The following is a 25,819-nucleotide window of genomic DNA, read 5'->3' as shown; positions in this document are numbered from 1 at the left end:
TTATTTAAACTGTTTAAGGAAACGCAGATCGTTTTCGAAGAATGAACGCAGGTCGGTGACGCCGTAACGCAACATGGTCAGACGTTCCATCCCCATACCAAAAGCGAAGCCAGAATAGATTTCCGGATCGATACCGACATTACGCAGCACATTCGGATGCACCATCCCGCAGCCCAGCACCTCCAGCCATTTACCGTTTTTACCCATCACATCCACTTCCGCAGAAGGTTCGGTAAACGGAAAATAAGAAGGACGGAAGCGAATCTGCAGATCCTCCTCAAAGAAATTACGCAGGAAGTCGTGCAGCGTACCTTTGAGGTTGGTGAAGCTGATGTTGGTATCAACAATCAGACCTTCCATCTGATGGAACATCGGAGTATGCGTCTGGTCGTAGTCATTACGGTATACACGGCCCGGCGCAATAATACGGATCGGCGGTTGCTGCGCTTTCATCGTCCGGATCTGGACGCCAGACGTCTGGGTCCGCAGCAGACGGGTCGCGTCAAACCAGAAGGTATCATGATCGGCGCGGGCCGGATGATGACCCGGAATGTTTAACGCATCGAAGTTATGGTAGTCATCTTCGATTTCCGGGCCAGTCGCCACGGTAAAACCAAGCTCGCCGAAGAAACTTTCAATACGGTCAATGGTACGCGTGACCGGATGCAGACCGCCGTTCTCAATACGGCGCCCCGGCAGGGAGATATCGATGGTTTCAGCGGCCAGACGGGCGTTAAGCGCTGCGCTTTCCAGCTCGGCTTTACGCGCGTTAAGAGCCTGTTGTACCTGCTCTTTCGCGGCGTTAATGACTGCCCCGGCTGCCGGACGCTCTTCCGGCGGCAGATCGCGTAGGGTCGTCATCTGAAGGGTTAAATGCCCTTTCTTGCCCAAATATTCGACGCGTACATTGTCTAACGCGGCAACATCTGACGCCTGGTTAATGGCGGCCGCTGCATTGGCAACCAGCTCTGCGAGATGTGACATGGTTTTCCTCATTGTGTCGGTGAAGACACCGGTTCATTGGACGTAATCTCTCGATTTCAGATACAAAAAAAGCCTCCATCAGGAGGCTTTTTTGCGCTGTTTTTCGTTTCGTTTTTCACGCGCTAGCCTCCTGGGATCAGGTGCTAAAGTAAAAAAAGAAACGGAAAATAGCAGCGTTCATGCTTGCGTTACCTTATGTGGTAAAACCGAATATCCTTTATTGAAAAGGGTTACAGGTCAATTGTCAACTCACTGAACAGTAAATAAAAGAGAGGGAGCCAGGCTCCCTCTTTTCACTGGCTTATGCCAGAGCTGCTTTCGCTTTTTCAACCAGCGCGGTGAACGCGACTTTGTCGAATACGGCGATATCAGCCAGGATCTTACGGTCGATTTCAACAGAGGCTTTTTTCAGGCCGTTGATGAATTTGCTGTAAGAAATACCGTTCTGACGTGCTGCTGCGTTGATACGCGCAATCCACAGTTGACGGAACTGACGCTTACGTTGACGACGGTCACGGTAAGCATACTGACCAGCTTTGATAACTGCCTGGAAGGCAACGCGGTATACGCGAGAACGCGCACCGTAGTAGCCTTTGGCTTGTTTCAAAATTTTCTTGTGACGTGCGCGTGCAATTACACCACGTTTTACGCGAGCCATATGTGCTCTCCTGTATCTATTCTAATTAAAAAGTTAAAAACGTTAACGGCTTATGCGTACGGCAGGCACGCGATAACCAGGCCCAGATCGCCTTTAGAAACCATGGCTTTCGGACGCAGGTGACGTTTACGTTTAGTCGCTTTTTTGGTCAGAATGTGACGCAGGTTAGCGTGCTTGTGCTTAAAACCACCTTTACCGGTTTTTTTGAAGCGCTTAGCAGCACCGCGTACGGTCTTAATTTTTGGCATTTTAATAACTTCCACTTCGCATTGTTAATAAACGAAACATAGGCGAACAAAACCTGTGAAGCCCGAAGGCTTCACAGAATTGTTACTTGAAGGCCTTACTGTTTCTTCTTAGGAGCAAGCACCATGATCATCTGACGGCCTTCGATCTTCGTTGGGAAGGATTCGACCACTGCCAGTTCTTGCAAATCGTCTTTCACGCGATTAAGCACTTCCATACCGATTTGCTGGTGGGCCATTTCACGACCGCGGAAACGGAGCGTGATTTTGGCCTTATCGCCCTCTTCGAGAAAGCGAATCAGGCTGCGGAGTTTTACCTGATAGTCGCCTTCATCTGTCCCAGGACGGAATTTAATTTCCTTCACCTGGATAACTTTTTGCTTTTTCTTCTGTTCCTTAGAAGACTTACTCTTTTCATAGAGGAATTTGCCGTAATCCATTATACGACAAACCGGCGGCTCGGCGTTAGGGCTGATTTCGACTAAGTCTACTCCGGCTTCTTCAGCTTTTTCCAGAGCTTCTCTCAGACTCACAATACCAAGCTGCTCGCCTTCCAGACCTGTTAAGCGAACTTCTTGCGCGCGAATTTCGCTATTAATACGATTCGGACGCGCCGTTTGAACTCGTTTTCCGCCTTTAATACTTTATTCCTCCAGTTGTTGAAGACTGCGGCTGCGAATCTCTTGTTGCAGCTTCTCAATCACGTCATTTACGTCCAGACTGCCCAGGTCTTTACCGCGGCGGGTGCGAACGGCAACTTTGCCTGCTTCCACCTCTTTATCACCACAGACCAACATATAAGGGACACGACGTAAAGTGTGCTCGCGGATTTTAAAGCCAATCTTCTCATTTCTCAAGTCTGCTTTTACACGAATGCCCGCATTTTGTAGTTTCTGCGTCAATTCGTTAACGTATTCAGACTGCGAATCGGTAATATTCATCACGACTACCTGAACCGGCGCAAGCCATGTCGGGAAGAAACCAGCGAACTCTTCGGTCAGGATACCGATGAAGCGTTCCATCGACCCAAGAATCGCACGGTGAATCATTACCGGTACCTTACGCTCGTTGTCTTCGCCTACATAGGAGGCGCTCAGACGAGACGGTAAGGAGAAGTCCAGCTGTACTGTACCGCACTGCCATGCACGATCGAGGCAGTCATATAAGGTAAATTCAATTTTCGGACCGTAGAATGCGCCTTCACCCAGTTGATACTCAAACGGGATATTATTTTCTTCCAGCGCAACCGCCAGATCCGCCTCAGCACGATCCCACATCTCATCGCTGCCGATACGCTTGTCAGGACGAGTGGAAAGCTTGACGACGATCTTCTCGAAGCCAAAGGTGCTGTACATATCGTAGACCATACGAATACAAGCGTTAACTTCATCGCGGATCTGCTCTTCGGTGCAGAAGATATGCGCATCATCCTGCGTAAAGCCGCGTACGCGCATCAGACCATGCAGCGCGCCTGATGGCTCGTTACGGTGGCAGCTACCGAATTCCGCCATACGCAGCGGCAAATCACGATAGGATTTCAGACCCTGGTTAAAGATCTGAACGTGGCCCGGGCAGTTCATCGGCTTGATGCAATATTCGCGGTTTTCTGAGGACGTGGTGAACATCGCATCTTTATAGTTGTCCCAGTGCCCGGTTTTTTCCCACAGCACACGGTCCATCATGAACGGGCCTTTAACTTCTTGATACTGGTACTCTTTGAGTTTAGAACGAACAAAGACCTCCAGCTCGCGGAAGATAGTCCAGCCGTCGTTATGCCAGAACACCATGCCCGGCGCTTCTTCCTGCATATGATACAGGTCGAGCTGCTTACCAATTTTACGGTGGTCGCGTTTTGCGGCCTCTTCCAGGCGCTGCAGATAAGCGTTCAGGGCTTTTTTATCTGCCCATGCCGTACCGTAAATACGCTGCAACATCTTATTATTGCTGTCACCACGCCAGTATGCGCCGGCAGTTTTCATCAGTTTAAAGTGATGGCAGAAACGCATATTCGGCACGTGCGGACCACGACACATGTCGACATATTCTTCATGATGGTACAAACCAGGCTTGTCATCATGAGCAATGTTTTCATCAAGAATGGAAACTTTGTAGCTTTCACCACGCTTCACGAAGGTTTCACGCGCTTCGTGCCAGCTGACTTTCTTCTTGATAACGTCGTAATTTTTCTCGGCGAGCTCATGCATCCGCTTTTCGAGCGCTTCGACATCTTCCTGAGTTAGCGTGCGGTCAAGATCAACGTCATAGTAAAAACCGTTGTCGACAACCGGGCCGATCGCCATTTTCGTGTGCGGCCAAAGTTGCTTGATTGCGTGACCTAACAGATGCGCGCAAGAGTGACGAATGATCTCCAGACCCTCTTCATCTTTTGCGGTGATGATGGAAAGCGTCGCATCATTTTCAATCAGATCGGAAGCATCAACCAGGTCGCCATTCACACGGCCCGCAATGGTGGCTTTCGCCAGGCCAGGACCAATGTCCAGAGCAACATCCATCGGGCTTACAGGGTGGTCATAATGGCGTTGGCTGCCATCAGGAAGAGTAATAACAGGCATGTAATATCCTTATTTGCAGTGGTGACCCATACGCAAGATCACATACAAAGAGAAAATGAATTTATTGACAGTGAGTTGTGTATCCATCTAGCCAACCATTGCTAAATTGGCGCACAACCTTCGACACAGACGAAAATCGCTATTTTCGTCCGGCATGACGATGGTAACACTAAAAAAAGGGAGATTGCATCACTCTGTAGCAAATCAAGACCCTTGACAGGATTTCTCCGTTATCTTTCTACGCGCCGTATAGCGCTTCTCATCGACAACCTAACTTCTGCGCCAGACTCCCCTTTGTCGTTTTCACCTCACTGGCTACCGCTTCAGGCAAGGCAGACCACAGCGTCAGCACTGGCTTCGTTTTATGTTCGATAGCCTCCACGGTAACCTGATAGTCGCAAAAATTCGCCGAACGGGGCGTATTCTGATCCATAATAAACGCAGCGTAATTTCCTTCACTTTTTGACGGCGCCGTTCCGGTGAATAAAACCTTCCAGTACCCGCTGGGAATTTCTACCGTAGCATCTTCTGGCAATGTGGCGATATGCCGCTCAAAAAGGGGGCCGGTCACTACGTGCACTACAGATACATCAGCCTGTTTGGCAAGTTCACGTACCCGGTTTTCCAGTGCAGCCCATGCTCCCTGATTCAGGGCGGATTTCTGCGGCGTAATATTCGATAAATAATTTAACGACGGCCAGTCCGATACGCCGCCCAATCCTGCCAACGGCGCCTGGTGCCCCCTGTCGACTTTTAATAGCGCATGGGCATTTTTATAAGCGGAAGGGGCCAACGTATCCGAGGGCGGTAAATCGGGGTCCTGCGCCCAGTTCCGCGGGCGACCGCTTGCCTGGCTGGTCTTTGTCACGCTATAGGCAACCCAGTTGGCAAATTTCGTGGCGCTATTATTATTGAGCGTATAGACATGGCGATAGATTGTTTGTTGGCTTCCTCCTTGAGGACAGCCAACGCTACAGTTATCAGGTTGCTGAACGAGTACGTTACGATGGGGTAACTCGGGTGCCGATGTTGTATCCTGGGGAGGATACGATGTAGTACATGCGCTTAATAATACTACGGGCAGTAATTTTAGCAGATTAATGGTTTTATTCATTTTCTCTTCCTTAATAATAACCGCCCTAATAATTTGGATGGTAATGATTTGGTTATATTACCCTACCAGCCGTTAGATACTCTCATCATTAAAGACAACACTATCACGGTAAAAATTAATAACAGATAAACATCGAAGTTATCATAGAAAATGAGCTCAAAAGAATACAACGTGATATTCATGTTGATACCAAAAAACATCGTATTATATGCATAATCGTGAAGCCAATAATTTCTCGCACTCAGATAGCGAATGAAAAATGGATATTCAATAATATCTGACGCATGTTTTTCAACACCATTTTTCAACATTAAGGCAACGTATCCTCTCAATGACTCGCTGCTGGCAGGAGTTTAGTTATATTTAAAGGTTTAATAAGCACTGCGCATCATGCTGCTGTGCTTATTACTTTGTAAAAATAAGAGTATTCACTTTCATATTCAGGGGTAAAAAGTGAACAAATACAGCTATTGCGCAACGATGATTGCCGCCATACTCAGTACGACCACAATGGCCAATGCCAGTAGCCTTGCTATTTCAGTGGCGAATGATGATGCAGGTATATTTCAACCATCCTTAAATGCCCTTTATGGGCACAAGGCTGCAGACCGGGGTGATTATACTGCCGGGCTCTTTTTAGGCTACAGCCACGATCTCACTGACGCCAGTCAACTCTCTTTTCATATCGCGCAAGATATTTATTCTCCATCAGGCGCTAACAAGAGAAAGCCTGAAGCCGTCAAAGGCGACCGCGCGTTCAGCGCCTTTCTTCATACCGGACTGGAGTGGAATTCATTAGCCACCAATTGGTTACGTTATCGTTTAGGTACCGATATCGGCGTTATTGGTCCTGACGCAGGTGGTCAGGAGGTTCAGAATCGGGCGCATCGAATAATAGGCGCAGAAAAATACCCTGCCTGGCAGGATCAAATTGAAAACCGTTATGGTTATACGGCAAAAGGAATGGTGTCCCTTACGCCAGCTATTGATATTCTGGGCGTCAATGTGGGCTTCTATCCAGAAGTCTCTGCTGTCGGCGGCAATCTCTTCCAGTATTTAGGGTACGGCGCAACCGTTGCGCTGGGAAATGATAAGACCTTCAACTCTGATAATGGGTTTGGGTTACTGTCCCGCCGAGGGTTAATACACACTCAAAAAGAGGGATTGATCTATAAGGTATTTGCTGGCGTTGAGCGCAGGGAAGTTGATAAAAACTACACGTTACAGGGGAAAACGCTGCAAACAAAAATGGAAACGGTGGATATTAATAAAACCGTGGATGAATATCGCGTCGGTGCCACCATCGGCTATTCTCCCGTCGCATTTTCTCTTTCTTTAAACAAAGTCACGTCGGAATTTCGCACCGGAGACGACTATTCTTATATCAACGGCGACATCACCTTCTTCTTCTGAGGCGTCACCACGGAATAACCGGGTTACGTAATGTAACCCGGTACAATATTACATCTTATAGCCCAGCGTTACCGTAGTGCGGCGATCGGTATGTTCAGGCGCTGATTCAGGCGGCTGCGAGTTCCACGTTAAATTATACCCCACCTTTAGACCAAAATGTTCGTTAATGGCGACATTGAGGGCTGTTTCCGAATTTAGTGTGGTGTCTTCTGCGCCAAATACTGACACCCCCTGTGTAAACTTAGCATTGTCAGTTAACTGCCAGGCATAGCTGCCGGAAGCATAACCCAACGGCTGCGTTTCAGTGGTATCGTCCGTATGTTCGTCATAGCGAACCCCTGGACCGAATTCAAAACGGAAGCTGTGCACTGGACCATTAAGGAACTGCCGCCCGTAACCGGCGGTCAGTACGTCGCGCTGACGATAACCGTTGAAACGGTCTGTCAGCCAACTGGCCTGGCCAAAGGTATAATCATAATCCGTCATATTAAAACGGTTACGCGCGCCTACCGCATATTTTTCTGAAGAGCGTTCATCATTAGAGGAGGTATTGCTGGCATTGCCCCATAATGACCAGGCGGTACGTTGTCCATACCAGGTCATCGCCGTGTCAGCCGTTAAGGAAGAACTTTTAGTATTGCCTGACTGAGCAAGGTAGCCCGCATTCAGATTACCTTCAAAAGGTTTTTTCGCGGTGGAGGGATCATCCATGACAGTAAAAACGGAATCATCGGCGGCGGCATACAGAGACGCGAACACGCCACCCGCCAGCATAACTACAGCGGGTACTGCCTTCAAAAGCTTCATTTATATAGAGTCCGTACAACTAAAAAAGAGACCACGACGGTCCCGGAAACTTTCATAGGGATCAATGACAAACGCCCCTGGAAAGGTAGCGAATTATAAGAAGCCCCGAATAACATAGCAATCAATTACTATTTCATTTTTTGAATAAGAACCCTCCCGAAGCATTCATTTATTTATATAACTTTACATCGTACTTCTTTAAATAAAGATCCGGAAAATCATATTGTTAATTCCTTCACTTTCCGGGGATTAAGTGCCAGACTGAAATCAGCCTAACAGGAGGTAACGATGGTACGTATCTATACGTTGACGCTTGCGCCCTCTCTCGATAGCGCAACAATCACGCCGCAAATTTATCCCGAAGGTAAACTGCGGTGCTCCGCGCCGGTATTCGAACCCGGCGGCGGGGGTATTAATGTCGCTCGCGCCATTGCGCATCTTGGCGGCGCCGCGACCGCAATTTTCCCGGCTGGCGGCGCTACCGGCGAACATCTGGTCGCACTACTGGCTGACGAAAATGTCCCCGTGTCTACCGTCGATGCGAAAGACTGGACGCGTCAGAACCTGCACGTCCACGTCGAGTCCAGCGGCGAACAGTATCGTTTTGTTATGCCCGGCGCTACGCTGGACGATGACGAATTTCGCCAGCTTGAAGAACAGGTACTGGAAATTGAATCCGGGGCAATTCTGGTTATCAGCGGCAGCCTTCCGCCCGGCGTTAAGGTCGAGAAACTCACGCAACTGATTTCCGCCGCGCAGAAGCAAGGCATTCGCTGCATTATTGATAGCTCTGGCGACGCGCTCACCGCCGCGCTGGCGCTTGGCGATATCGAACTGGTGAAACCGAACCTGAAAGAATTGAGCGCGTTGGTTAATCGCGATCTGACGCAACCTGATGATGTGCGTAAAGCGGCCCAGGAATTAGTGCAAAGCGGCAAGGCTCGCCGGGTAGTGGTCTCTCTGGGGCCGCAAGGGGCACTGGGCATAGACAGTGAGAATTGCATCCAGGTTGTTCCTCCCCCGGTGAAAAGTCAAAGTACTGTTGGCGCAGGCGACAGTATGGTAGGCGCGATGACGTTAAAACTGGCGCAAGACGCGTCGCTGGAAGAGATGGTGCGCTTCGGTGTGGCGGCAGGCAGCGCTGCTACGCTCAATCAAGGTACGCGTCTGTGTTCTCGTGACGATACCCAAAAAATATACGCCTATCTTTCCGCGCAATAATCGTTTCCCCCTCGCCGAGGGGGATACCGGAAAATCGGTTAACGGGCGGCGCATCCGCCGCTGTTAAAAACACAGTTGCTCCCAACGAGGTGAACGATGGCCAGTGGCGATATTACCCGTTATGTTATTACCGTAACCTTCCATGAAGATTCCCTGACCGAGATTAACGAACTCAATAATCATCTGACGCGCAGCGGTTTTTTGCTGACATTAACGGACGATGAAGGGAATGTGCATGAGCTCGGCACCAATACGTTTGGCTTTGTTAGCGCTCAGAGCGCTGATGAAATCAAAGCGCTTGTCGCCGGACTTGCGAAAAGCGCGTTAGATAAGGATGTCGACATTACCGTGGCGACCTGGGAGGCGTGGAGTAAAAACGCACAATAAGTGCCATTCCCGCCGCGGCGCGTCCGCGATGTGCGTTAGTTCGTATTTTTCAACCGCATTTTTGCGCTAACCTTATGATCTGGCAGACAACGTGGGGAGAGACATTATGTGGCAAGCTATCAGTCGTCTTTTAAGCGAGCAAGTCGGTGAAGGCGAAATCGAACTGCGTAATGAACTGCCAGGCGGAGAAGTTCATGCCGCATGGCATTTACGTTATGCAGGCCATGATTTTTTCGTAAAGTGCGATGAACGAGAAATGCTTCGCGGTTTTACCGCTGAAGCCGATCAGCTGGAGCTGCTCTCCCGCAGTAAAACCGTTGTTGTGCCTAAGGTATGGGCGGTAGGTTCGGATCGGGATTACAGCTTTTTAGTCATGGACTACCTCTCGCCCCGCCCGCTGGATGCCCATAATGCGTTTATTCTTGGGCAACAGCTGGCGCGCCTGCACCAATGGAGCGACCAACCTCAATTCGGCCTCGATTTTGATAACGCGCTCTCTACCACGCCGCAGCCGAATACCTGGCAACGCCGTTGGTCGACTTTTTTCGCCGAACAGCGCATTGGCTGGCAGCTTGAACTCGCTGCGGAAAAAGGCATTACCTTTGGTAATATTGACGCCATTGTTGAACATGTTCAGCAACGTCTGGCGTCGCATCAACCGCAGCCTTCTCTTTTGCATGGCGATCTATGGTCGGCGAACTGCGCGCTTGGCCCTGACGGCCCCTATATCTTCGATCCAGCCTGCTATTGGGGCGACAGAGAATGCGATCTGGCGATGCTGCCGCTGCATACCGATCAGCCACCGCAGATTTATGACGGCTATCAGTCCGTTTCGCCGCTACCGCTGGATTTTCTCGACAGGCAGCCGATTTACCAGCTCTACACCCTGCTTAATCGGGCAAGGCTGTTTGGCGGTCAGCACCTGGCTACTGCGCAAAAAGCGATGGATCGGCTGCTTGCGGTATAGGTACAGCCCATGCCGGATACGGGCTATCCGGCATTTTTCAGTTTACATGAAGCCTAACAAGGAAAAGAAAAAGTAGCCGAGCACGATAATAATGACCGGCAAAATATAGAGCGGGAAAAACTGTAAAAAGATGGTATGGTGCGGCACCACGATACGTGACTCTATCTGCTCACGCGTTAGCCCTTCCGCGCCTTTTGCTTTTTCCAGGATCAACTGATCTTCCACGCCTTCACGCAAAAAACGTGACTGGCGGCTCATTCTGGCGCCGGAATCCTGCATCGCCAGCCCGACAAAAATCAGAATAAAAATGAGCCAGAAACCGATATTCAGGCTTCCCTGAAAATTCGGCGTCGGCGAGTTGTACCAAAAAACATTCAGAAACGGCGTATTCACGCGCATCATGTCTATCATTACGTGGGTAAAATCCAGCATTACCGCATTTATCCCCTCCTGCTTTTCACTGTGCGCATACATAAATTTAAGGACTGAGATGAGCGTGGAAAGCAGTGCCGGAATAAAAATAACCCACCCAACAACTCTTTTTAGGATTGCAATGCGTCCAGCTTGTTGATACGTCATGAGTTCCCCTTGATAAAGACGCGTCGTTTTGGCCTAAGTCTACCTGTTGATTCCCGTTTTCGCCTGATCTTTAAGGGCGATATACTAAGAACATGGTCATAATGAACGCTTAATTCGTTATTTTTTAATCTCAACAGGAGAGGTTGTGATGTCAACCCCACGTCAAATTCTTGCTGCAATTTTCGATATGGATGGACTACTGATCGATTCCGAACCGCTCTGGGATCGCGCTGAACTGGACGTAATGGCAAGTTTAGGCGTAGATATTACTCGACGCCATGAGCTGCCAGACACGCTTGGGCTACGCATTGATATGGTTGTCGATCTCTGGTTTGCGCAGCAACCGTGGAACGGCCCCGATCGCCAGGAAGTGACAAACCGTGTTATTGCCCGCGCGATTACGCTTATCGAAGAGACGCGCCCTCTTTTACCGGGTGTGCGTGAGGCCGTGGCGCTGTGTAAAGCGCAGGGGCTATTAGTGGGGCTTGCCTCGGCATCGCCGCTGCATATGCTGGAAAAAGTGCTCACCATGTTTGAGCTGCGCGACAGTTTTGACGCGCTGGCCTCTGCGGAAAAATTGCCCTACAGCAAACCGCACCCGCAGGTCTATCTGGATTGTGCGGCCAAATTAGGCGTTGATCCATTAACCTGCGTGGCGCTGGAGGATTCGGTGAATGGTCTAATCGCGGCAAAGGCGGCGCGAATGCGCGCCATTGTGGTGCCAGCAGAAGAAAACCAGCATGATCCGCGCTTTGCGCTGGCGAATGTCAAACTTAACTCGCTGACAGAGCTGACGGCGGCGCATCTACTCGGTTAAGATGTTTCCGAAACAAAGTCAACGGGCAATTAGCCGCTGAACCAGACGGCAAGCGGCTTTGACAGAGACAAAGAGTTACAACGTCACCACTTCCGCCTACTGTATAAAAACCCTATACTGTATGAATTGACAGTTTAATGGGTTTTATCATGACGGCGGAAGGACATCTTCTTTTTTCTATAGCCAGCGCGGTTTTCGCCAAGAATGCCGAGTTAACGCCCGTCCTTGCGCACGGCGACTGGTGGCATATTATTCCTTCGGCTATTTTGACCTGTCTGCTGCCGGATATCGACCACCCCAAATCTTTTCTTGGTCAGCGCCTGAAATGGGTATCGAAACCGATCGCCCGCGCGTTCGGTCACCGGGGGTTTACCCATAGTCTGCTGGCGGTCTTTGCCCTACTGGCGACCTTTTATCTCAAGGTACCGGATACGTGGATTATCCCGGCAGATGCGCTGCAAGGCATGGTACTTGGCTATTTAAGCCATATCGTCGCGGATATGCTCACCCCCGCAGGCGTTCCCTTACTGTGGCCGTGCCGCTGGCGTTTCCGCCTGCCTATTCTGGCGCCGCGCAAAGGCAATCAACTGGAGCGATTTTTATGTATGGCGTTGTTTGCCTGGGCGGTGTGGATGCCGCAGTCCATGCCGGAAAACAACGTCATACGCTGGTCTTCGCAGATGATCACTATCCTGCAAATGCAGTTCAATCGTTTTATAAATCACCAGATTGATTAGTAAATCAACGCCAAAGTCATTTTTGGTATAAACCATTCCATTTGAATATAAGAGCCAGCTCACAGTTCTGCTAATCTTGCGCGAACAGAATCGCTAAAACACAGCGCTTCATAATAAAAAAATCAGGAGAACGGGGATGAATTTTCCATTAATTGCGAACATTGCGGTGTTCGTCATTCTGCTGTTTGTACTGGCGCAGGCCCGTCATAAACAGTGGAGTCTGGCTAAAAAAGTGCTTGTCGGCCTTGTGATGGGCGTGGTCTTTGGTCTGGCCCTGCACACCATTTATGGCGCTGACAGTCAGGTGTTAAAAGACTCCATTCAGTGGTTCAATATTGTCGGCAACGGCTATGTGCAATTGCTACAAATGATTGTGATGCCGCTGGTATTCGCCTCTATTTTAAGCGCCGTGGCACGACTGCATAACGCCTCTCAATTGGGGAAAATCAGTTTTCTGACTATCGGCACGCTGCTGTTTACTACCCTTATCGCAGCGCTGGTGGGCGTGCTGGTCACCAATCTGTTCGGACTGACGGCGGAAGGTCTGGTTCAGGGCGGCGCGGAAACCGCGCGTCTGAATGCCATTGAGACGAGCTATGTCGGCAAAGTGGCCGATCTCAGCGTGCCGCAACTGGTGCTGTCTTTTGTACCGAAAAATCCGTTTGCGGATCTGACTGGCGCAAATCCTACGTCTATTATCAGCGTGGTGATTTTCGCCGCCTTCCTGGGCGTGGCCGCGCTTAAGCTGCTGAAAGATGATGCGCCAAAAGGCGAGCGTGTGCTTGTTGCTATCGATACCCTGCAAAGCTGGGTAATGAAGCTGGTGCGTCTGGTGATGCAACTTACGCCTTACGGCGTACTGGCGCTGATGACGAAAGTGGTTGCCGGCTCTAATCTGCAGGACATTATTAAGCTTGGAAGCTTCGTGGTAGCGTCATATCTTGGTCTGGCGATAATGTTTGTGGTTCACGGCATACTATTGGGCGTGAACGGGATTAGCCCGCTGAAATATTTCCGCAAGGTGTGGCCGGTGCTGACATTTGCCTTTACCAGCCGCTCCAGCGCCGCCTCCATTCCACTTAATGTCGAAGCGCAAACCCGCCGCCTGGGCGTGCCGGAGTCCATCGCCAGCTTTGCTGCCTCTTTTGGCGCGACCATCGGCCAAAACGGTTGTGCCGGTCTTTATCCTGCGATGTTGGCGGTAATGGTTGCGCCGACGGTCGGCATCAACCCCTTAGACCCCGTATGGATAGCCACGCTGGTGGGTATCGTTACCGTAAGTTCGGCGGGTGTTGCCGGCGTTGGCGGCGGCGCGACCTTCGCCGCGCTGATAGTGCTGCCTGCCATGGGCTTACCGGTCACGCTGGTCGCGCTGTTAATCTCCGTCGAACCGTTGATTGATATGGGCCGTACCGCACTGAACGTGAGCGGCTCAATGACCGCGGGTACGCTGACCAGCCAGTGGCTGAAGCAGACCGATAAAACCATTCTCGATAGCGGAGAAGACGCCGAACTGGCGCATCGATAATACATTATCGGGAGTTCACATCGTCTGAGACACGACGATCAACAACTCAAAATGTCTGTCACTAAAAACGCCGGTCTCCAGTACCGGCGTTTTGTTTTTTCTTAGTCAGCGATTTCGTTTTCCTGGCGAACCTGATTCGCCCAACGCTGCGCCGATTCTGGCACGCTAAAGGCAGGCGACCGTTGAAATGACTCCCCCGTCAGAACAAAGGCAACATATTTACCGCGCAGTATCCAGACGTCGCGAAACGTATCCATTTTTATCGCATGTTCCGGCGGCGCTGGTTCAACACGCGGAATATAGCTAATAATCTGGCGATTTTGCTGGCGAAGAGGTTTCATCATTAATGCTTCACTAAAAGAGGCTAAGAGCCTATCCCATTAGGGCTATTTTACTTGCCATTTTGGTCCTGGGCAGTGCTCAAAATCCTCACGTACTACGTGTACGCTCCGGTTTTTGCGCGCTGTCCGTGTCCAAACTGGCTGCGCCAATAACGCCTACTGGGATAGGCTCTAAGGCTAAAAATCAGAAAAACACTATTTTAGCCGATCTTCGCCCCCGACGTCCTGTTCCGCGCGTGCGATTTCCCCGTTATACCCTGTCTTCCGTTCCGCTCTCCCCCGGCATAATTGCTGAAATGTTCTATAGTTAGAGTGATTTTGACTACTACCACGCCCATTTCAGTGATGAAAGCAGGAGACGAGTTCAATGTCGCATAATGAGAAATCCCCCCATCAGTCCCCCGTGCATGATACCCGTGAATCACAGCCCGGCCTGGACTCCCTGGCGCCGTCAGACGGTTCACATCGCCCCACGCCAGAACCGACGCCGCCGGGCGCGCAACCGACGGCCCCCGGCAGCTTAAAAGCGCCCGAGACCGCGAATGATAAGCTCACCGCCCTCGACACCTTTCGTAAAGGCAGCGAAAATCATGCGCTGACCACCAATCAGGGCGTGCGCATCGCCGACGATCAAAATTCTCTTCGCGCCGGCAGCCGCGGCCCTACGCTGTTGGAAGATTTTATCCTGCGCGAGAAAATTACCCACTTTGACCATGAGCGTATCCCGGAGAGGATCGTTCACGCCCGCGGATCTGCAGCGCACGGCTATTTCCAGCCATATAAAGACCTGAGCGACATCACGAAAGCCGCGTTTCTGTGCGATCCACAGAAAATTACCCCGGTCTTTGTTCGCTTTTCGACAGTACAGGGCGGCGCGGGGTCTGCTGATACCGTACGTGATATCCGCGGTTTTGCGACCAAATTTTATACCGAAGAGGGAATTTTCGATCTCGTCGGTAATAACACGCCGATCTTTTTTATCCAGGATGCGCATAAGTTTCCGGATTTTGTGCACGCCGTTAAGCCCGAACCACATTGGGCTATTCCGCAAGGACAGAGCGCGCACGACACCTTCTGGGACTATGTTTCCTTACAGCCTGAGACGCTGCACAACGTCATGTGGGCAATGTCGGATCGCGGTATTCCACGGAGTTATCGGACGATGGAAGGGTTCGGCATTCACACCTTCCGTCTGATCAATGCACAAGGGAAAGCGACCTTTGTCCGTTTCCACTGGAAACCGTTGGCAGGTAAAGCCTCGCTGGTATGGGATGAGTCACAAAAACTGACCGGTCGCGATCCGGATTTTCACCGCCGGGATCTGTGGGAGGCCATCGAAGCGGGCGATTTCCCGGAATACGAGCTGGGCCTACAACTCATTGCCGAAGAGGATGAATTTAAATTCGATTTTGATCTGCTCGATCCGACCAAACTGATTCCGGAAGAGTTGGTGCCAGTACAACGCGTCGGCAAAATGGTGTTAAACCGTAATCCGGATAACTTTTTCGCTGAAAACGAACAGGCGGCATTTCATCCAGGGCATATTGTTCCCGGCATTGATTTTACCAACGATCCGCTGTTACAGGGGCGTCTGTTCTCTTATACCGACACGCAAATCAGCCGTCTGGGCGGGCCAAACTTCCACGAAATTCCGATTAACCGCCCTACCTGCCCCTACCATAACTTCCAGCGTGACGGTATGCACCGGATGGATATCGACACCAATCCGGCGAACTATGAACCAAACTCCATTAATGACAACTGGCCGCGCGAAACACCGCCAGCGCCAAAACGCGGCGGCTTCGAATCATACCAGGAACGCGTGGATGGCAATAAAATCCGCGAACGCAGCCCCTCTTTCGGTGAATATTACGCGCATCCTCGCCTGTTCTGGCTCAGTCAGACGCCGATAGAACAGCAGCATATTATTGACGCGTTCAGCTTTGAACTGGGTAAAGTCGCCCGCGCGTATATTCGGGAGCGGGTGGTCGATCAGTTAGCGCATATTGATGTCACGCTGGCTCAGGGCGTCGCGCATAACCTCGGTTTTGCACTCACCCATGAGCAAACGCAAATTGCCCCGCCTCCTGATGTCAACGGTCTGAAAAAAGATCCGGCGCTCAGCCTGTATGCGGTGCCGGACGGCGATGTTAAAGGCCGCGTGGTCGCTATCCTGCTGAACGACAAGGTTAACGCCGCCGATCTGCTGACCATTTTGCAGGCTTTAAAAGCTAAAGGCGTCCACGCAAAACTGCTCTATTCACGGATGGGTGAAGTAACGGCTGATGACGGTTCAACATTAACTATTGCGGCAACCTTTGCCGGCGCGCCGTCGCTAACGGTCGATGCGGTAATAGTACCGTGCGGCAATATTGCCGATATCGAAAGTTGCGGCGATGCCCGTTACTACCTTCTGGAAGCCTACAAACATCTGAAGCCCATCGCACTGGCAGGCGACGCCCGACGGTTTAAGGCGCTTTTAAACATTGATAGCCAGGGGGAAGAAGGACTTGTTGAGGCAGATAACGTTGACCACCACTTTATGGACACTCTGCTGACGCTGATGGCGGCACACCGTGTCTGGTCGCGTGCGGGGAAAATTAACGCGATTCCTGCATAAACGGCAAAAAATGCGGCGCATTCTTGCGCCGCAAACTCAGGAGCTAAATATCAAGAAAACTGCCAGGACGATATCCACGTTCCGCAATCGCTGCCTTGAGTGACGCAGACGTCAACACCTCCAGTTCAGTTAAGCGGGGGTAACAATAGGCGCTCTGGCGAATAATGTTGTCCACAAACGCCGGATGACACATCACCTCCAGAGAGGCTTCTCCTCGATGCGCCGAGGCATCCAGAATGCGTAAAAAGCACGCTTCGGTGATCTCCTCGCCGTAAAATTCACTACTAAATCCTTGAGTGCTGCGCAAATCCGATGGCAGATCGTCTGCGTTCAACTCCGTCTGGCGGTCAATACGTAACGCAATCCCGCGCTGCGCCGCAAAGCGGGCGACGATGGGGAAAATTTGCGGGAACATATGCACATGATGGTGGCTGTCGAGATGCGTTGGCTCGCGGCCAAATACGTCGATGAAACGCTGATACTGACACGCCAGTTCATGCGCAATTTCATCCAGCGGAAGCGTATCCTCCTCCGCCATTTGCCAGATCCATTTCCCCAACAGGCCGTCTCGCGTCAGGCCCGGCATCTCTGACACCGGTTTGCCTAACGTCAAAACAAAATGCATTCCCACCCCAAGCGCAGGCAGCTCGCGGCTAAGCTGCGCCGCATGGTCAATAGCCTCGCCATTGACCAGCGCCGTCGTGGAGGTCACAACGCCGTTGCGATATGCTTCAACAATGCCGTAATTTTGCCCTTTACTCAGGCCAAAATCATCGGCATTCACAATCAACACGCGTTCCATAGCCTACCTCTGTCAGTGGTGCTTACCTTTCAGCGCTTCGATGCAAGCGGCAAAATTAGGCAGCCATTTTTCATGCGCCAGAATGAGCTCACGCGCCAGGACTTCTGCGTCGCGGTCGGAATGCACCAGCGGACTCAGGTTAAGCGCCAGCAGCACATCATTAAAGTTTCCGCTCAGCGCCGCATTGCTGGCCGCGACCTCAAATCCTTTAATAGTGTGGATAAGCCCCAGCACTTTTTCGTCAAAACGGGTGATACGCGGGTGCGGCGTCGCGCCATTGCGTCCCAGAATGCAGGTCATTTCCACCGCCCAGTCCGCCGGGATATTCTCGACATGCCCATGATGTGGAATATTAACGTAATGCTCAGTCTGCTTGTCATTATAAATAGCGTTAATGACTTCACAAGCGGCATCGGAATAATAAGCGCCGCCGCGTTGTTCAAGCTCTTTCGGCTTCACGTTTAGCTCAGGATTTTTGTACAAGTCGAAGAGTTGTTTCTCCACTTTTTGTACGACCTGAGCGCGCGCGCCGCCTTTGTAATATTCGCCCATTTCAATCGCCAGCATCTCTTTTTGCTTGAAGTAATACAACAAATAAGAGCACGGCAGCATGTTCAGCGAGCGAATCAATCCTTCACTAAACGGCAGATCAAAGATATTTTTTACGGTTGACGCTTTCAACTGACCGGACGCCACGCCATCCAGTAATTCTGCGAATCGTGAGGTGCCATTCACCAGCACATCTTTAATAAAGACCATATGGTTTAGACCAAACAGGTCAATGGAAAGATCGTCATTCTCATTCAGCGCCAGCACGTCATGAATAAACATTTTCATGCCGACAGGAATATTACATACGCCGATGAATTTTTTAAAGTTGGTATGGCGATAAACCGCTTCTGTCACCATCCCCGCCGGATTAGTAAAGTTAATGACCCACGCATTCGGACATAATTCCTCAACATCCTTAATGATGTCAAAAATAACCGGAATGGTACGCAACCCTTTAAATAAACCGCCAGCGCCGTTGGTTTCTTGCCCCAGATAGCCGTGGCTAAGCGGGATACGCTCGTCCAGTTCACGGGCTTTGAGTTGACCAACGCGCAGCTGGGTAGTAACAAAATTAGCGTCTTTCAGCGCTTCCCGACGATCCAGCGTTTTATACAATTTTAGCGGAACGCCTGCTTTATCAATCATTCGCTGGCAGAGATCATAAATAATGTCCAGCTTCTCTTTCCCGTCTTCAACGTCAACCAGCCATAATTCAGTGACAGGTAATTCATGGTAGCGTTTAATAAAGCCTTCAAGTAATTCAGGGGTGTAGCTGCTCCCGCCACCAATAGTGACGACTTTTAATTTCTGGCTCATAATATCTCCCTTCAGTGTATGACACTGATATGTATTACGCTATGCCCGCTCGTAAGAAATAGCGTGACGTTCCCCGCGCTATTGGGGCAAGCGTGAAATGTAATTAATCGAGCAATGCAAACCGTTACTCATTAATTTCCGTCAATCGCTTCCGATAACTATTCGGCGTGAATGAGGTCATCTTCTTAAACGTTTTAATAAACAGACTTGGACTGCTATACCCGGCTTCATAAGCAATATCCGTAACCGAATAGTTGGTCATTTCCAACTGTTTCTTGGCAAAATTAATGCGAATCTCATTAATGATTTGCATCGGCGTTTTGCTGTAATAACGTCGGGTGGCGCGCGTCAGATACTCCTGGGATTTTGCCGACAGGCGCACCATATTTTCCAGCGCATGTTCGCCAAACTGCGTTTTATCATGCATTATCTCCACGGTTGCTTTCAGCCATTGTGGAATATCATCATAAACCTGCTCTTCGCGGTAATGACGTAAGCGGTTTATAATATAAAATGTCACCACTTCAATAAATTCGTCGAGCCCATTACCGCGAAAGTTCAACGACGCAATCACCGTTTCAATATAGGTAAGGAAGGTGCTATTCGCCCTGTATACCTGCGATGCCACAAAACAAAACGGCAGTAACGGAAGATAATGCTGTTCAAAAAAACGTTTACTAATTCCTACGTTCAGAATACGCGTTGCGCCAAACTCATAGAAACTTTGGTGATTCGAACCCACCGGGATAAAAACAAAATCTCCACGTTCCAGCAGCACACGCTTCCCGTTAATCTCCTGGTAATAACGTCCGGTTAATACCAGGGTAAATTCATAATAGTCGTGCTGATGCAGCCCGGTGACGCTTTCCGTCTTGTTATAGATAAACACATGGAAATTTTTGCCATTGAAGAGCTGCTGCTCATAAACCGTTTTGATTTCCGTTGCGTTAACCTGTAGCTGCATCATCCGCCCCCTGTTATTTCAGTTTCTCATGGAGCTCAATCAACTCAGCGATCAGTTCACGAGCCAGCATTGAGGTCATCAAATGATCCTGAGCGTGAACCAGGACCAGACTGACTTTCATTTTGCCTTCGCCCTGATCGCCTTCGATGAGTTTTGTCTGCACAAGATGCGCTTCATTGAGCGCTATGCGCGACTGGTCCATCATCGCTTTCGCCGCCTCAAAATCGCCTTCTTTCGCTTTTCTGAGCGCGCCATATGCCAGGCTGCGCGCCTGACCAGAATTGATGATAAGCCCCATAACGACTTCTTCGAGTTCCTCAGCCGCTGTCTGGTTATCTACAACATTTTCAAGATCAAACATAGTCTTTCCTCTGATTCAGCCCGGCATGGCATCCCATGCCGGCGCGGAGTTTAGAATTTCAGTGCGTTAGCGATATCTTCTTCGCTTTCTTCCTGCTCGATGGCGTTCTGCGCTTTGTTAGCCACCACCACGAAGGGGAGATAAATCAGGGTAGCGACCGCCAGGTTAAATAGCGCAACCAGCAACGCGGCGACACTGCCGTTGGTGTTAAAGAACGCCCCCAACCCGGTTGGCATGGTCCACGGCGCAATATTGGTAATCGGCGGAATAATACCCAAATAGTAAGCCACCAGCGTAATCGCCGCCAGAATCGGTTGTACCAGAATAAAGGGGATAAACATCACCGGGTTCATAATAATCGGCAGACCAAACAGGATGGGTTCGTTAATCTGGAAGATACCTGACGGCAGCGCCAGTTTTGCCACCTGGCGATAGTCCGCGCGACGAGATGCGAGGAAGATAGCGATGATCAGACCCAGCGTTGCGCCGCTACCACCGAGGAAGATATAAGAATCCAGCATCGGTTTCGCCCAGATATGGAACGTTTTACCGGCTTCCAGCGCCGCATCGACGGAGCCATACTGCTGGTAAATAGAGATGTTTTCCAGCGCCCAGGGCGTCATGATGCCGCTGTCCAGCGCGGTCAGCGCCAGCGAACCATGAATACCAAAGAACCACAGCAGCGGTACAAAAATGACATATGCCCACCCTACCACGCTACCCAGCGATGCCAGCGGCGTAGAGATAGTGTCCATAATAATCTGATGGAAGTTAGAACCGTAATTAGACAGCGCCCAGGAAATAATCCCCATAATAGAGAGAATAATAAAGCCGGGAATTAATGCTGAGAATGAACGAGACACCGAAGCCGGTACGCTGTCCGGTAGTTTAATCACCCAGTTGCGCCGGACAATAAATGTAAACATCTCCGCGACCACCAGGCCAATAATAATACCGGAGATAATATTCGCGCCGCCCAGCCAGTTAGCGCCTACGGCATAGGCCTCGCCGACACTATACGGCGTTACGGTCATAAATGCCGCCACGGAGAGCAATCCGGCGGCCAGCGCATCAACCTTGCGCTCTTCCGCCAGCGCCATGCCGATAAAAAATGGCGCCATGAGCGACATAATGCCCAATGTGCCGTTATAGACGTTCCCGCCGATGCCTTTCAATCCATTAAGTGTTTCAATGGTTGAGGCATCAAGCCGAATGCCCATGGAATAAAAAAACGACCCCTCCCCAAAGCTCAGGAAAACGTTATTAATTAATACAAACATCGCCCCCGCAAGGGTTAATGGCATTAAACGAATAAAGCCGTTCTTGATTGCATTAACGTGTGGCTGCTTTCCTATTTTTACAGCAAAAGGAAGGAGTACCTTTTCAAGTGAAGCAATGACGTTACTCATAGAAAAATACCCTTAAATACCGCAATAAAATATTGCGGTTAGTGTATGAAATAACTCTTTGACGGGAAAAATTAAAAAATAATTAATTCGCGGCGGCTTTTTTAATTGCCGCTACCGCAGCTTTAAGCACGCCTAAACCATCTACCTTGCCGTACAACATTGAATCAATGACTTCTACCGGTTTACCGGGTAATAAACGCTGAATTTCGGGGAGCATATAAGCAATTTGCGGGCCTAATAACACGACGTCCGCTGCCGGGCCTTTTTCACCGGCCAGGGTTTCAGGGAATGCTTCAATAATCACCGGCACTTCATATTTTTCAGCCTGAGCGCGCATTTTTGATACCAGTAACGATGTTGACATGCCCGCAGAACAAAACAGATAAATGTGTTTCTTTTCCATAAAAACCTTCCTCATGTGCGATTATCTGTCAACCAGATACGCCGCAAGCCTCAACCTGCATCCATACTCTGGGCGACTTGCGTAACCGGATTTACTTTTTTAGGTGGCTGAAATGAGTATACGGGATCGGACCGCCGGATGGTATTTCCTTGACCCACTAAATTGTCTCTCATTGACCTGGCGTTATGACCCCCCTCACATTTCGGGTAAATAATTCGCGATAATAAATAAGGTTATTGCAGGCACAAAAAAACCGGCTCGCAGGCCGGTTTCCTTGAATGTTCAGGCAATGTACAGTTGTTACTGCTTCGGCGCCTGTGGGTCAGTGTCGTACTCCGCACAGGTCTGGTAGCCGGAGTTAATCACGTGCCCGGTATCATCCAGCGCAACAAAGTAGGTTTCCGCTTTACCATCACGTTGACCCAGGATGTAGGTCTGACAGGTACCGCGCGCATGAATCATGCTCACTTCAGATGACGGTTTGCCCGCAATCTGCGCAACCTGTGCCCTGCTCATTCCTTTTTTAACATCTTTAACGACAGGCTCAACAAATTGGTCTTTTGTACGATCATAAGCCGTACAGCCTGCCAGCATAGTCATTACCGCCGCTGCGCTTAAAATTCCTGCTACGTTCTTGTTCATTTTCCGTCCTCTTGTTTATCAGCGTGTTATGTAAGCCTGGAATACATCAGAACATTTTTCAAGCCGCGACCCGCCACAAAAAGCCTTTCGGAAAATTCTCTAACGCAACGATATGTTGTTTTAAACACCGCTTAGCCCGCCAAACCTTGTCGTTTCAGCGGCGAAGGGTTAGCTTTAACAGGGTAAAGATTCATTTTTTTAATGTCGAAGGGGGTTAAATGACTCTGCAGCAAGAGATAATCCAGGCGCTTGGCGCGAAACCACATATCAACCCTGAAGAAGAAATTCGCCGCAGCGTGGATTTTCTTAAAGCGTACCTGAAAACCTATCCCTTTTTGAAATCACTGGTGTTAGGCATCAGCGGCGGGCAGGATTCGACGCTGGCCGGGAAACTCAGCCAGATGGCTATCGCCGAATTGCGGGAAGAGACTGGTGATAATGCGCTGCAGTTTATCGCCGTTCGTCTGCCTTATGGTGTGCAGGCCGATGAACAGGATTGCCAGGACGCCATTGCTTTTATTCAGCCGGACAGAGTACTCACCGTCAATATTAAAGGCGCCGTCCTCGCCAGCGAACAGGCGCTGCGCGAAGCGGGAATTGAGCTGAGCGATTTTGTTCGCGGCAATGAAAAAGCGCGTGAGCGAATGAAAGCGCAATATAGCATCGCCGGTATGACTCACGGCGTCGTGGTGGGCACCGACCATGCGGCGGAAGCGATAACCGGGTTCTTCACCAAATATGGCGATGGCGGTACCGACATTAACCCGCTTCATCGCCTTAACAAACGCCAGGGCAAACAGCTTCTCGCAGCGCTGGGCTGTCCTGAGCATCTGTATAAAAAAGTCCCCACCGCCGATTTGGAAGACGACCGCCCTTCACTGCCTGATGAAGCCGCGCTGGGCGTAACGTATGACAATATTGACGATTACCTGGAAGGCAAAACGCTGGACCCCGCCATCGCTAAAACTATCGAAGGCTGGTATGTAAAAACTGAACATAAGCGCCGTTTACCGATTACGGTATTCGACGACTTTTGGAAAAAGTAAGCGTACTTCTACTGTTGCGCCGGATATCGCTCGTCTATCCGGCCTCCTCTCTTCTCAGCCTCTTTTTTAATCACCCATCCGCTGTTATACTGGATGAATAACCAGTTAACGGAGATCACTGTGGTACGGCGTCAATCAGCCCCCCGCCTTGAGTTTGAAGCGGCGGCCATTTACGAATATCCAGAACATTTACGTCCTTTCCTCAGCGAAGCGCCAGCCTTACCGGGCGTCTATATATTTCATAGCGAAAGCGATACGCTGCCGCTTTATATCGGTAAAAGCGTAAATATTCGCAGCCGGGTGCTCTCACATCTGCGAACGCCTGACGAGGCCGCTATGCTGCGACAGGCGCGGCGGATAAGCTGGATCTGCACCGCTGGGGAAATGGGCGCGTTGCTGCTGGAGGCGCGGCTGATCAAAGAACAACAGCCGCTGTTTAACAAGCGGTTACGGCGTAATCGCCAGCTTTGCTCTCTACAGTTGAGCGAACAAAAGATTGAGGTCGTTTCCGCCCGCAGCGTCGATTTTTCCCATGAGCCGAACTTGTTTGGGCTCTTCGCCAACCGTCGGGCAGCGCTGCAAAGCTTACAGAACCTCGCCGATGAACAAAAATTGTGTTATGGCCTGCTGGGGCTTGAACCGGTAAGCCGTGGGCGCGCCTGTTTTCGTTTCGCTCTGAAGCGCTGCGCTGGCGCGTGCTGTGGGCAAGAAACCCCGCAGGCGCATTTTCTTCGTCTGCAGGCCTCGCTGGAACGGTTACGTGTGGTTTGCTGGCCCTGGAAAGGCGCTATCGCGTTAAAAGAGAGCCGCCCACAAATGACCCAGTTCCACATTATCAACAACTGGTTATGGCTGGGGGCGGTACCCTCGCTGGATGAGGCTGCCACCCTGGTGCGTACCCCTGCGGGCTTTGATCAGGATGGCTATAAAATTCTCTGTAAACCACTAATGTCAGGTCAATATGAGATCATTGAACTGCACACCGACTGTCGCCAGTCATAAAGAAAACCGCCGATCCTGTCCACCTCAACGATTGTGTTGTCGACAAGACCGGCGGTCTTAAATTATGCGGAAAGTTATTCTGCCGCAGCAGGCATTTTACCTTCTTGCGCCGGGCGTTCTGTCAGACGCTTCTCAAAATTAGCGTTATATTGCTTTTTCTGCTCCGGCGTCAGAACGTTATAAATTTTATTCTGGGTTTCCATATGCGCCAGCATATTGGCCTTGCGCTGCGCTTCCATTTTCGTAATTTGCGCTTCGGCTTTGGCTTTATCGAAGGTATCGCTGGCAATAATATCATGCATGGCGCGACGCTCTTCCAGCAGCGGACGTTTCATTTGCTCGCGCTGCGCTTTCATAATGTCGCGAATTTGTTGCTTCTGTGCGTCTGTCAGGTTCAGGTTTTTAAACATCATATCGTGATGTGGGCCAAATTTACCTTTATGCTGCATCATTGGCTTCGCATCCGCTGGCGCGGCGGTGGTAGTCTCAGCGGCATGAGCCAGATTCGCAGCACCCATCGCCAGGGTAGAGGCAACAAATAGAGCAGTCAGTTTACGCATATTTCCATCCTTCCTTTCAGTTATTTTTACGGCATATTTAAAACAGCGCCGTGTTGTCGTGATTAACTTTAACCGTCTTAGCGTCAATTAGTCATAACAACGGTAAAACAATGAAAGTATAAAAAACACTTTTTCGCCAATTGTGAAGAAAAAAAGAATAAATTGCGCAGAGTTGAAAGAGAAATATACAACAGCATGATATAGCAGAAATTATGCAGAACTATAACGCAGCAACGCTTATTAATAAAGCAATTCTCCAGGAATAATCCGT

Annotated in this window: 28 protein-coding genes, 1 pseudogene and 1 other annotated feature; of the genes and pseudogenes, 10 read left to right on the top strand and 19 right to left on the bottom strand. The window is 50.2% G+C overall.

Annotated elements, in window-relative coordinates; genetic code table 11:
* The 8 genes and pseudogenes from pheS to J4614_RS01720 form a co-directional block, all read right to left on the bottom strand.
* Positions 1 to 984: a phenylalanine--tRNA ligase subunit alpha gene (gene pheS, locus J4614_RS01755; protein WP_000018570.1), complete on the bottom strand. Its 984-nt coding sequence runs from the start codon at positions 982 to 984 to the stop codon at positions 1 to 3.
* A gap of 62 nt (positions 985 to 1,046) precedes the next feature.
* Positions 1,047 to 1,170: a sequence feature (Phe leader region), on the bottom strand.
* Positions 1,121 to 1,165, bottom strand: a complete 45-nt coding sequence (pheM, locus tag J4614_RS01750; protein WP_001386830.1) for a pheST operon leader peptide PheM — start codon at positions 1,163 to 1,165, stop codon at positions 1,121 to 1,123. It overlaps the preceding feature by 45 nt.
* A gap of 115 nt (positions 1,171 to 1,285) precedes the next feature.
* Positions 1,286 to 1,642, bottom strand: a complete 357-nt coding sequence (rplT, locus tag J4614_RS01745) for a 50S ribosomal protein L20 (protein ID WP_000124850.1) — start codon at positions 1,640 to 1,642, stop codon at positions 1,286 to 1,288.
* 50 nt (positions 1,643 to 1,692) lie between these two features.
* Positions 1,693 to 1,890: a 50S ribosomal protein L35 gene (gene rpmI, locus J4614_RS01740; RefSeq protein ID WP_001124225.1), complete on the bottom strand. Its 198-nt coding sequence runs from the start codon at positions 1,888 to 1,890 to the stop codon at positions 1,693 to 1,695.
* A 95-nt stretch (positions 1,891 to 1,985) separates the two neighbouring features.
* Entirely contained in the window at positions 1,986 to 2,528 is a 543-nt protein-coding gene (gene infC, locus J4614_RS01735; protein WP_001574431.1) for a translation initiation factor IF-3, read from the bottom strand.
* A 3-nt stretch (positions 2,529 to 2,531) separates the two neighbouring features.
* Positions 2,532 to 4,460, bottom strand: a complete 1,929-nt coding sequence (gene thrS, locus J4614_RS01730) for a threonine--tRNA ligase (protein WP_001144212.1) — start codon at positions 4,458 to 4,460, stop codon at positions 2,532 to 2,534.
* A gap of 259 nt (positions 4,461 to 4,719) precedes the next feature.
* Complete coding sequence (locus tag J4614_RS01725; RefSeq protein ID WP_001044089.1) at positions 4,720 to 5,574, bottom strand: DNA/RNA non-specific endonuclease; 855 nt, start codon at positions 5,572 to 5,574, stop codon at positions 4,720 to 4,722.
* Positions 5,571 to 5,885 (bottom strand): annotated as a pseudogene (locus J4614_RS01720) (hypothetical protein). The gene J4614_RS01725 and the pseudogene J4614_RS01720 overlap by 4 nt, the downstream one beginning before the upstream one ends.
* 142 nt (positions 5,886 to 6,027) lie before the next feature.
* On the opposite strand from J4614_RS01720, the gene J4614_RS01715 reads away from it, so the two are divergent.
* On the top strand, positions 6,028 to 6,987 hold the full coding sequence (locus tag J4614_RS01715; protein ID WP_001046434.1) for a lipid A deacylase LpxR family protein: 960 nt from the start codon (positions 6,028 to 6,030) through the stop codon (positions 6,985 to 6,987).
* 48 nt (positions 6,988 to 7,035) lie between these two features.
* Here the strand turns inward: J4614_RS01715 and J4614_RS01710 are convergent, their stop codons facing one another.
* Positions 7,036 to 7,794 carry a YdiY family protein gene (locus J4614_RS01710; protein ID WP_000770981.1) on the bottom strand — a complete coding sequence of 253 codons (759 nt, stop codon included), beginning with the start codon at positions 7,792 to 7,794 and terminating at the stop codon, positions 7,036 to 7,038.
* Between the two features lie 288 nt (positions 7,795 to 8,082).
* Between J4614_RS01710 and pfkB the strand changes: the two genes are divergently transcribed.
* From pfkB to J4614_RS01695, 3 genes are all read left to right on the top strand, one after another.
* On the top strand, positions 8,083 to 9,015 hold the full coding sequence (gene pfkB / locus J4614_RS01705) for a 6-phosphofructokinase II (protein ID WP_000251697.1): 933 nt from the start codon (positions 8,083 to 8,085) through the stop codon (positions 9,013 to 9,015).
* 96 nt (positions 9,016 to 9,111) lie between these two features.
* On the top strand, positions 9,112 to 9,402 hold the full coding sequence (ghoS, locus tag J4614_RS01700; protein ID WP_000146133.1) for a type V toxin-antitoxin system endoribonuclease antitoxin GhoS: 291 nt from the start codon (positions 9,112 to 9,114) through the stop codon (positions 9,400 to 9,402).
* A 106-nt stretch (positions 9,403 to 9,508) separates the two neighbouring features.
* Entirely contained in the window at positions 9,509 to 10,369 is an 861-nt protein-coding gene (locus J4614_RS01695; protein ID WP_000267686.1) for a fructosamine kinase family protein, read from the top strand.
* 42 nt (positions 10,370 to 10,411) lie between these two features.
* Here the strand turns inward: J4614_RS01695 and J4614_RS01690 are convergent, their stop codons facing one another.
* A complete protein-coding gene (locus J4614_RS01690) occupies positions 10,412 to 10,948 on the bottom strand; it encodes a YniB family protein (protein WP_000222158.1) in 537 nt (178 codons plus the stop codon).
* A 148-nt stretch (positions 10,949 to 11,096) separates the two neighbouring features.
* Here J4614_RS01690 and hxpB point away from each other — a divergent pair, with 148 nt between their 5' ends.
* The 3 genes from hxpB to tcyP all read left to right on the top strand — a co-directional run bounded on the left by hxpB (position 11,097) and on the right by tcyP (position 14,030).
* Positions 11,097 to 11,765 carry a hexitol phosphatase HxpB gene (gene hxpB / locus J4614_RS01685; protein WP_000106847.1) on the top strand — a complete coding sequence of 223 codons (669 nt, stop codon included), beginning with the start codon at positions 11,097 to 11,099 and terminating at the stop codon, positions 11,763 to 11,765.
* A gap of 137 nt (positions 11,766 to 11,902) precedes the next feature.
* Positions 11,903 to 12,502, top strand: a complete 600-nt coding sequence (locus J4614_RS01680) for a metal-dependent hydrolase (RefSeq protein WP_000505804.1) — start codon at positions 11,903 to 11,905, stop codon at positions 12,500 to 12,502.
* Positions 12,503 to 12,638: 136 nt separating this feature from the next.
* On the top strand, positions 12,639 to 14,030 hold the full coding sequence (gene tcyP, locus J4614_RS01675; protein WP_001010663.1) for a cystine/sulfocysteine:cation symporter: 1,392 nt from the start codon (positions 12,639 to 12,641) through the stop codon (positions 14,028 to 14,030).
* Positions 14,031 to 14,131: 101 nt separating this feature from the next.
* Here the strand turns inward: tcyP and cedA are convergent, their stop codons facing one another.
* Positions 14,132 to 14,374 (bottom strand): cell division activator CedA, encoded by a 243-nt coding sequence (gene cedA / locus J4614_RS01670; protein ID WP_000977510.1) that lies wholly within the window; start codon positions 14,372 to 14,374, stop codon positions 14,132 to 14,134.
* 364 nt (positions 14,375 to 14,738) lie between these two features.
* Between cedA and katE the strand changes: the two genes are divergently transcribed.
* Entirely contained in the window at positions 14,739 to 16,991 is a 2,253-nt protein-coding gene (gene katE, locus J4614_RS01665; RefSeq protein WP_000019114.1) for a catalase HPII, read from the top strand.
* A gap of 43 nt (positions 16,992 to 17,034) precedes the next feature.
* Here katE and chbG read toward each other — a convergent pair whose 3' ends face one another.
* From chbG to osmE, 7 genes are all read right to left on the bottom strand, one after another.
* Positions 17,035 to 17,793: a chitin disaccharide deacetylase gene (gene chbG / locus J4614_RS01660; RefSeq protein ID WP_208293039.1), complete on the bottom strand. Its 759-nt coding sequence runs from the start codon at positions 17,791 to 17,793 to the stop codon at positions 17,035 to 17,037.
* Positions 17,794 to 17,805: 12 nt separating this feature from the next.
* Positions 17,806 to 19,161, bottom strand: coding sequence for a 6-phospho-beta-glucosidase (locus J4614_RS01655; protein ID WP_000078772.1), 1,356 nt, complete (start codon positions 19,159 to 19,161; stop codon positions 17,806 to 17,808).
* A 124-nt stretch (positions 19,162 to 19,285) separates the two neighbouring features.
* On the bottom strand, positions 19,286 to 20,128 hold the full coding sequence (gene chbR, locus J4614_RS01650; RefSeq protein ID WP_000983393.1) for a transcriptional regulator ChbR: 843 nt from the start codon (positions 20,126 to 20,128) through the stop codon (positions 19,286 to 19,288).
* 10 nt (positions 20,129 to 20,138) lie between these two features.
* Positions 20,139 to 20,486: a PTS N,N'-diacetylchitobiose transporter subunit IIA gene (chbA, locus tag J4614_RS01645; RefSeq protein WP_000459883.1), complete on the bottom strand. Its 348-nt coding sequence runs from the start codon at positions 20,484 to 20,486 to the stop codon at positions 20,139 to 20,141.
* A 50-nt stretch (positions 20,487 to 20,536) separates the two neighbouring features.
* Entirely contained in the window at positions 20,537 to 21,895 is a 1,359-nt protein-coding gene (chbC, locus tag J4614_RS01640; protein ID WP_000073064.1) for a PTS N,N'-diacetylchitobiose transporter subunit IIC, read from the bottom strand.
* Positions 21,896 to 21,977: 82 nt separating this feature from the next.
* A complete protein-coding gene (chbB, locus tag J4614_RS01635) occupies positions 21,978 to 22,298 on the bottom strand; it encodes a PTS N,N'-diacetylchitobiose transporter subunit IIB (RefSeq protein WP_000412161.1) in 321 nt (106 codons plus the stop codon).
* A gap of 300 nt (positions 22,299 to 22,598) precedes the next feature.
* Positions 22,599 to 22,940 (bottom strand): osmotically-inducible lipoprotein OsmE, encoded by a 342-nt coding sequence (osmE, locus tag J4614_RS01630; RefSeq protein WP_001039301.1) that lies wholly within the window; start codon positions 22,938 to 22,940, stop codon positions 22,599 to 22,601.
* A gap of 218 nt (positions 22,941 to 23,158) precedes the next feature.
* On the opposite strand from osmE, the gene nadE reads away from it, so the two are divergent.
* Together nadE and cho are read left to right on the top strand one after the other, a co-directional pair.
* Positions 23,159 to 23,986 (top strand): ammonia-dependent NAD(+) synthetase, encoded by an 828-nt coding sequence (gene nadE / locus J4614_RS01625; protein WP_000174980.1) that lies wholly within the window; start codon positions 23,159 to 23,161, stop codon positions 23,984 to 23,986.
* Between the two features lie 120 nt (positions 23,987 to 24,106).
* Positions 24,107 to 24,988 (top strand): excinuclease Cho, encoded by an 882-nt coding sequence (cho, locus tag J4614_RS01620; protein ID WP_001518228.1) that lies wholly within the window; start codon positions 24,107 to 24,109, stop codon positions 24,986 to 24,988.
* A gap of 74 nt (positions 24,989 to 25,062) precedes the next feature.
* Here the strand turns inward: cho and spy are convergent, their stop codons facing one another.
* Positions 25,063 to 25,548, bottom strand: a complete 486-nt coding sequence (spy, locus tag J4614_RS01615) for an ATP-independent periplasmic protein-refolding chaperone Spy (RefSeq protein ID WP_001228998.1) — start codon at positions 25,546 to 25,548, stop codon at positions 25,063 to 25,065.
* Positions 25,549 to 25,819 lie beyond the last annotated feature (271 nt).

Source organism: Salmonella sp. 32031103-2018-00083-FB-01-SM-01, from assembly GCF_017571995.1.
GTDB classification, from domain to species: domain Bacteria; phylum Pseudomonadota; class Gammaproteobacteria; order Enterobacterales; family Enterobacteriaceae; genus Salmonella; species Salmonella enterica.
Note: the sequence above shows the minus strand (reverse complement) of the source record. Positions and strands in the feature narration are given on the sequence as shown.

Coding starts and splice junctions, on each gene's coding strand:
- pheS (WP_000018570.1), bottom strand. CDS start 984: ATGTCACATCTCGCAGAGCTGGTTGCCAATGCAGCGGCCGCCATTAAC.
- rplT (WP_000124850.1), bottom strand. CDS start 1,642: ATGGCTCGCGTAAAACGTGGTGTAATTGCACGCGCACGTCACAAGAAA.
- rpmI (WP_001124225.1), bottom strand. CDS start 1,890: ATGCCAAAAATTAAGACCGTACGCGGTGCTGCTAAGCGCTTCAAAAAA.
- thrS (WP_001144212.1), bottom strand. CDS start 4,460: ATGCCTGTTATTACTCTTCCTGATGGCAGCCAACGCCATTATGACCAC.
- J4614_RS01725 (WP_001044089.1), bottom strand. CDS start 5,574: ATGAATAAAACCATTAATCTGCTAAAATTACTGCCCGTAGTATTATTA.
- J4614_RS01710 (WP_000770981.1), bottom strand. CDS start 7,794: ATGAAGCTTTTGAAGGCAGTACCCGCTGTAGTTATGCTGGCGGGTGGC.
- pfkB (WP_000251697.1), top strand. CDS start 8,083: ATGGTACGTATCTATACGTTGACGCTTGCGCCCTCTCTCGATAGCGCA.
- ghoS (WP_000146133.1), top strand. CDS start 9,112: ATGGCCAGTGGCGATATTACCCGTTATGTTATTACCGTAACCTTCCAT.
- J4614_RS01695 (WP_000267686.1), top strand. CDS start 9,509: ATGTGGCAAGCTATCAGTCGTCTTTTAAGCGAGCAAGTCGGTGAAGGC.
- J4614_RS01690 (WP_000222158.1), bottom strand. CDS start 10,948: ATGACGTATCAACAAGCTGGACGCATTGCAATCCTAAAAAGAGTTGTT.
- hxpB (WP_000106847.1), top strand. CDS start 11,097: ATGTCAACCCCACGTCAAATTCTTGCTGCAATTTTCGATATGGATGGA.
- J4614_RS01680 (WP_000505804.1), top strand. CDS start 11,903: ATGGGTTTTATCATGACGGCGGAAGGACATCTTCTTTTTTCTATAGCC.
- tcyP (WP_001010663.1), top strand. CDS start 12,639: ATGAATTTTCCATTAATTGCGAACATTGCGGTGTTCGTCATTCTGCTG.
- cedA (WP_000977510.1), bottom strand. CDS start 14,374: ATGATGAAACCTCTTCGCCAGCAAAATCGCCAGATTATTAGCTATATT.
- katE (WP_000019114.1), top strand. CDS start 14,739: ATGTCGCATAATGAGAAATCCCCCCATCAGTCCCCCGTGCATGATACC.
- chbG (WP_208293039.1), bottom strand. CDS start 17,793: ATGGAACGCGTGTTGATTGTGAATGCCGATGATTTTGGCCTGAGTAAA.
- J4614_RS01655 (WP_000078772.1), bottom strand. CDS start 19,161: ATGAGCCAGAAATTAAAAGTCGTCACTATTGGTGGCGGGAGCAGCTAC.
- chbR (WP_000983393.1), bottom strand. CDS start 20,128: ATGATGCAGCTACAGGTTAACGCAACGGAAATCAAAACGGTTTATGAG.
- chbA (WP_000459883.1), bottom strand. CDS start 20,486: ATGTTTGATCTTGAAAATGTTGTAGATAACCAGACAGCGGCTGAGGAA.
- chbC (WP_000073064.1), bottom strand. CDS start 21,895: ATGAGTAACGTCATTGCTTCACTTGAAAAGGTACTCCTTCCTTTTGCT.
- chbB (WP_000412161.1), bottom strand. CDS start 22,298: ATGGAAAAGAAACACATTTATCTGTTTTGTTCTGCGGGCATGTCAACA.
- osmE (WP_001039301.1), bottom strand. CDS start 22,940: ATGAACAAGAACGTAGCAGGAATTTTAAGCGCAGCGGCGGTAATGACT.
- nadE (WP_000174980.1), top strand. CDS start 23,159: ATGACTCTGCAGCAAGAGATAATCCAGGCGCTTGGCGCGAAACCACAT.
- spy (WP_001228998.1), bottom strand. CDS start 25,548: ATGCGTAAACTGACTGCTCTATTTGTTGCCTCTACCCTGGCGATGGGT.